Source organism: Candidatus Magnetominusculus dajiuhuensis, from assembly GCF_046044395.1.
Classification (GTDB): Bacteria; Nitrospirota; Thermodesulfovibrionia; order Thermodesulfovibrionales; family Magnetobacteriaceae; genus Magnetominusculus; species Magnetominusculus dajiuhuensis.
In genome coordinates, this window is sequence record NZ_JBJUSG010000193.1 from 1 (window position 1) to 4,443 (window position 4,443).

General features: G+C 46.2%; 3 protein-coding genes. All 3 read left to right on the forward strand.

What is annotated here, in order from left to right; all coding sequences use genetic code 11:
• Positions 1 to 429 precede the first annotated feature (429 nt).
• Complete coding sequence (locus tag AB7D94_RS16555; RefSeq protein WP_420267167.1) at positions 430 to 2,904, forward strand: DUF3536 domain-containing protein; 2,475 nt, start codon at positions 430 to 432, stop codon at positions 2,902 to 2,904.
• 146 nt (positions 2,905 to 3,050) lie between these two features.
• Positions 3,051 to 3,257, forward strand: a complete 207-nt coding sequence (locus AB7D94_RS16560) for a cold-shock protein (protein WP_420267168.1) — start codon at positions 3,051 to 3,053, stop codon at positions 3,255 to 3,257.
• A 611-nt stretch (positions 3,258 to 3,868) separates the two neighbouring features.
• A complete protein-coding gene (locus AB7D94_RS16565) occupies positions 3,869 to 4,309 on the forward strand; it encodes a hypothetical protein (protein ID WP_420267169.1) in 441 nt (146 codons plus the stop codon).
• Positions 4,310 to 4,443 lie beyond the last annotated feature (134 nt).

Sequence of the window (4,443 nt, forward strand, 5' to 3'; positions counted from 1 at the left end):
TATGACATCTGCTACCCCCACTGTAAAGATGGGGTTTTCTTGACGCTTACAGACTATCGGTACTTGGTCCTGGTGAAATGTTAGATTTTACGCCATCTATGGAGGGAACCATTTTAACGTTATCTGCAAAATCAATAAATGAGGAAGAAGGAATAAATCTATTCGCAGAGTGTATAAAAGAATAGAGTAATAGGGTTTTGTGCACGATAAATTTGTTCTCCATCAAACTCACGCGGACATTGAGCAGTTGTTAGCGTCACGGTTATGCCCTTGTTCAACATTGACAGACAGCAGTACGGTGCTGTGATTGTCATAGGAGACGAGTTGCAGCCAAATGAGTAGCAATCATTCTGTCCGAAAAATAATCTAAAGATTGCGCTAATTATAAATATGTGCTATAGTTATACAGTGAAGAGGGCGGTTAACTAAGTGGAAAAATATATCTGCATACACGGGCATTTTTATCAGCCGCCACGCGAAAACCCATGGCTTGAGGAGGTCGAGTATCAGGACTCCGCAGGAGTCTATCATGATTGGAACGAAAGGATAACAGCCGAGTGTTATGCCCCAAATGCCGCTTCAAAGATACTTGACCACGAGGGAAGGGTCTCCGATATAATTAACAACTACTCAAAGATTAGTTTTAATTTCGGGCCTACTCTGCTGTCATGGCTGCTAAGACATAATCCTGACGTATATCGGGCGATACTGGAGGCCGACAAGCTGAGTATTGAGAGGTTTTCCGGGCACGGCTCGGCAATCGCCCAAGTGTATAACCACGTGATAATGCCGCTTGCCAACCACAACGATAAAATCACACAGGTAATATGGGGAATAAGGGATTTTCAGGCGCGTTTTGGAAGGAGGCCGGAGGGCATATGGCTTGCCGAGACCGCCGTTGACCTGGAAACCCTTGATGTGTTGGCAGAAAACGGGATTCTGTTCACAATCCTCGCCCCGCGCCAGGCCTCAAGGGTAAAAAACCCAGGACATAGCAAGCCTGATGAGGACACCGGCATAGAAACACCTGGCCCCGATGTCTGGACTGACGTCAGCGGCAGCCGGGTTGACCCCGCTATGCCATACCTGTGCAAACTCCCTTCGGGCAGGACTATTACCCTATTCTTTTATGACGGGCCAATATCCTCCGACATTGCCTTTAGTGGTGTTTTAAATAAGGGCGAAAATTTTATTGACAGGCTCACCTCCGCCTTTACCGATGACAGAGACTATCCCCAGTTAGTCAATATAGCTACGGACGGCGAAACCTATGGCCATCACCACAGAAAGGGCGAGATGGCCCTGACATATTGTCTTCATCTGATAGAATCAGGCACTTATCATGCGGCTCATGGGGTTAAACTGGCCAACTATGGGCAATACCTTGAAAAACACCCGCCGGTTTGCGAGGTGGAAATCTATGATAACTCCTCATGGAGCTGTATACACGGCATAGGAAGGTGGATGGATGACTGCGGCTGCAACAGCGGTATGCGTGGCGAATGGACACAGAAGTGGCGCCGCCCGTTGCGTGAGGCTATGGACTGGCTCAGAGACAGGCTCGCCGGCATATTTGAAATAGAAGGGGGGAAATATTTAAAATCCCCGTGGGACGCCCGCAATGATTATATTGAGGTGATTCTCAACAGAGACAAGGCAAACGTCCATTCTTTCATAGATTCTCACGCCCATACGAATCTCCCGATGGAAGACAGAACGAGGGTGTTACAATTGCTTGAAATGCAGCGCAACTCCATGCTCATGTACACAAGCTGCGGGTGGTTTTTTGACGAAATCTCAGGGGTTGAGACCGTTCAGGTAATGAGTTATGCCGCAAGGGCAATGCAGTACGCAAAGACGTTAACCGGTATTTCCCTTGAAGCGCAGTACATAGAAAAACTCCGGCACGCGCCCAGCAATGTGTTTAGCAGCGGCGCATATCCATATGAAATGTTTGTAAAGCCAGCAAAGGTGGACATAATGCGCGCCGTTGCGCACTTCGCAATATCGTCTCTGTTCGAATCTGGCCACGGGCAGTTGAATATGTTTTGTTACGCGGTGGAGCGCCAGTCCTACGATGAGGCCAGGGCAGGCAGGATGAGGCTTGCCACGGGAAAGATTCAGGTGGAATCTGAGATTACATGGGAGCAACACATATTTATTTTTGCGGTGCTACACATGGGCGACCACAGTGTTAATTGCGGAGTCAAGGAGTTTTCGGGCGACGATAATTTCAATACAATTAAGTCGGAGCTGACAGACGCCTTCGAAAAAGGCCTTATCCCCTCCGCTATCAGGCTCATGCAGACACACTTTGGCAGCGATAACTACTCTATTGGACATTTGTTTAAAGATGAACAGAAAAGAATACTTGACCTTGTCTCACAGGGTGCCAACGACAGAATAGATGACCTGTACAGACAGATATACGAAAGTAATTATTCGCTGATGAATTTCTACAGGGGACTATCTGTACCGCTGCCCAAATCCCTGTCTATTGCCGCCGCATATATCCTGGAAAAAGACCTGATGGGGATATTTGAAACTAAACACCCTGACATAGAAAAATTAAAAGCAATAAGCGATGAGCTCAAGCGGTGGAATATCGCTATTGATAAGCATAAAATCAGCTTTCGTGCCACCGCCATGATAAATAATCTCGTAGAAATACTGTCCGCCAGGCCAGAAGATATAGAATTGTATGAAAACCTAAGCAGCGTGCTCAAAATATTTAAGTCACTCTCAATAAAGCCTGATTTGTGGAAGGCGCATAATATGTATTTTATCATAGGGAAAGAGCTAAGGCATCTAATGTCGGAGAAGGCCGCGGCCGCGGACGAATCAGCCCGCATATGGTTAGACAACTATGGCCGGCTTGGGCGTAATCTTGGGATAAAACCCTGAAAACAGGACGTATCAATTGGCAAAGCGCTGCCACAATATATGCCCTTTAAAAAATATTATTTTAGGGCATTGACTTTTTCGCCGCAATAGGTTAACATACAAACGCCCTTTTAAAGGGCTAAGCAAGCAGTAAGGAGTGTTTTAACATGTCATTTGAAGGAAAAGTAAAGTGGTTCAACGTCAGCAAGGGGTATGGTTTCATTAGCAAAAGTGATGGGGAAGATGTATTTGTCCACTATTCGGCTATTAAGACCAGCGGGTTTAAAACGTTAGAGGAAGGACAGATGGTATCCTTCGACGTTGAACACGACAAGAAAGGATTGAGAGCAACTAACGTGGCAATCATAGACTAGTACGCTAGACAATCCAGAAAGGTAAACATTTAAAAGGAAGGGACTGGCCGCCGGGGTTTAGGGTGTCGGGGTTTGAAGGTTGGAGCTCAAAAAGCAAGAACAAGCGAATCCTTTAGGAACCATGGGTTCGGCTGCTGGATCTTAAAGGTTTGGCTGGTCCTTTTCAAATTGTATCCTCAGGCTGTCTGTGAGTGTGGGGGCGTTTGTGAAGGTTCCTCTCGTGTTTCTGGCCGTTTCTCCGTTGTCTGTTCTGAAAGGTGTCTGTTGCCTTGTAGCGTCTGCAATTCGCGGTATTTGACAGGGCAATCGCATTAGAAAAATTAGACAGAAATTGCCTACACTTTTAGCGCTGACCGATGGTTTCCTGGATTCCTGCTTTCGCAGGAATGACAAAAAAAGAGAATGGCATGATATTTTTGGTGTTCATTTGTTCGGCTTTGTCTGTCGTTTTCATATTTTTTATTCTGTCATTCCCGCGAAAGCGGCAATCCAGGAGAGGGAATTACTGGTGTAAGTTTCTAATGCGATTGCCCTGCGGTATTTGACAATCGGTTGCCATGTGTGTTATGTTTGTATCGAGTTCAAAACCGTTCAAAAAGGAGAATGAATCTATGAAGAAATTGTTTTGGGTGTTTCTGTCGTTGTTATTAGTGTTGACACTGAGTGGGGGCATTGTGTATGCCGAAGGTAAAAAGAAGACGGCTTCCGCGCCTAAAAAGGGTAGTATCCTATACGTGTGCAACTGCGACGATAACTGCACGTGTAATACCGTAAAGACGAAGCCCGGCAAATGTAAGTGCGGCAAGAAGCTGGTACCAATGCATGTGTTAAAGATAGAGGGCGATGAGGCAATCCTCTGCACATGCGGAAAGGGCTGCACTTGTAAACTGGACAAAGATGACCCGACAAAATGCGGCTGCGGCAAGCCCGTAAAGAGGGTAAGCATCAAGGGGATGTACGTGTGTGCCTGCGGCGATACGTGTGAGTGTAACACGGTATCGAAAAAGCCCGGCAAATGCCCATGCGGCACTAAGTTAAAGAAAGTAGAATAGTTTCTTTAGATAATGAAGTGGGGAAAGGGTGTGAGGTGGACGCCCCTTCCCCATTTGTTTTTATACTAAGTTGCGTTCATATGAGTAATTTTGTCATTCCTGCGAAACATACATGAATAGAGTCAATCTTCGCC

What these genes read in the sequence shown, in the direction of transcription:
- AB7D94_RS16560 (WP_420267168.1), top strand. Translation starts at nt 3,051, where the DNA reads ATGTCATTTGAAGGAAAAGTAAAGTGGTTCAACGTCAGCAAGGGGTAT.
- AB7D94_RS16565 (WP_420267169.1), top strand. Translation starts at nt 3,869, where the DNA reads ATGAAGAAATTGTTTTGGGTGTTTCTGTCGTTGTTATTAGTGTTGACA.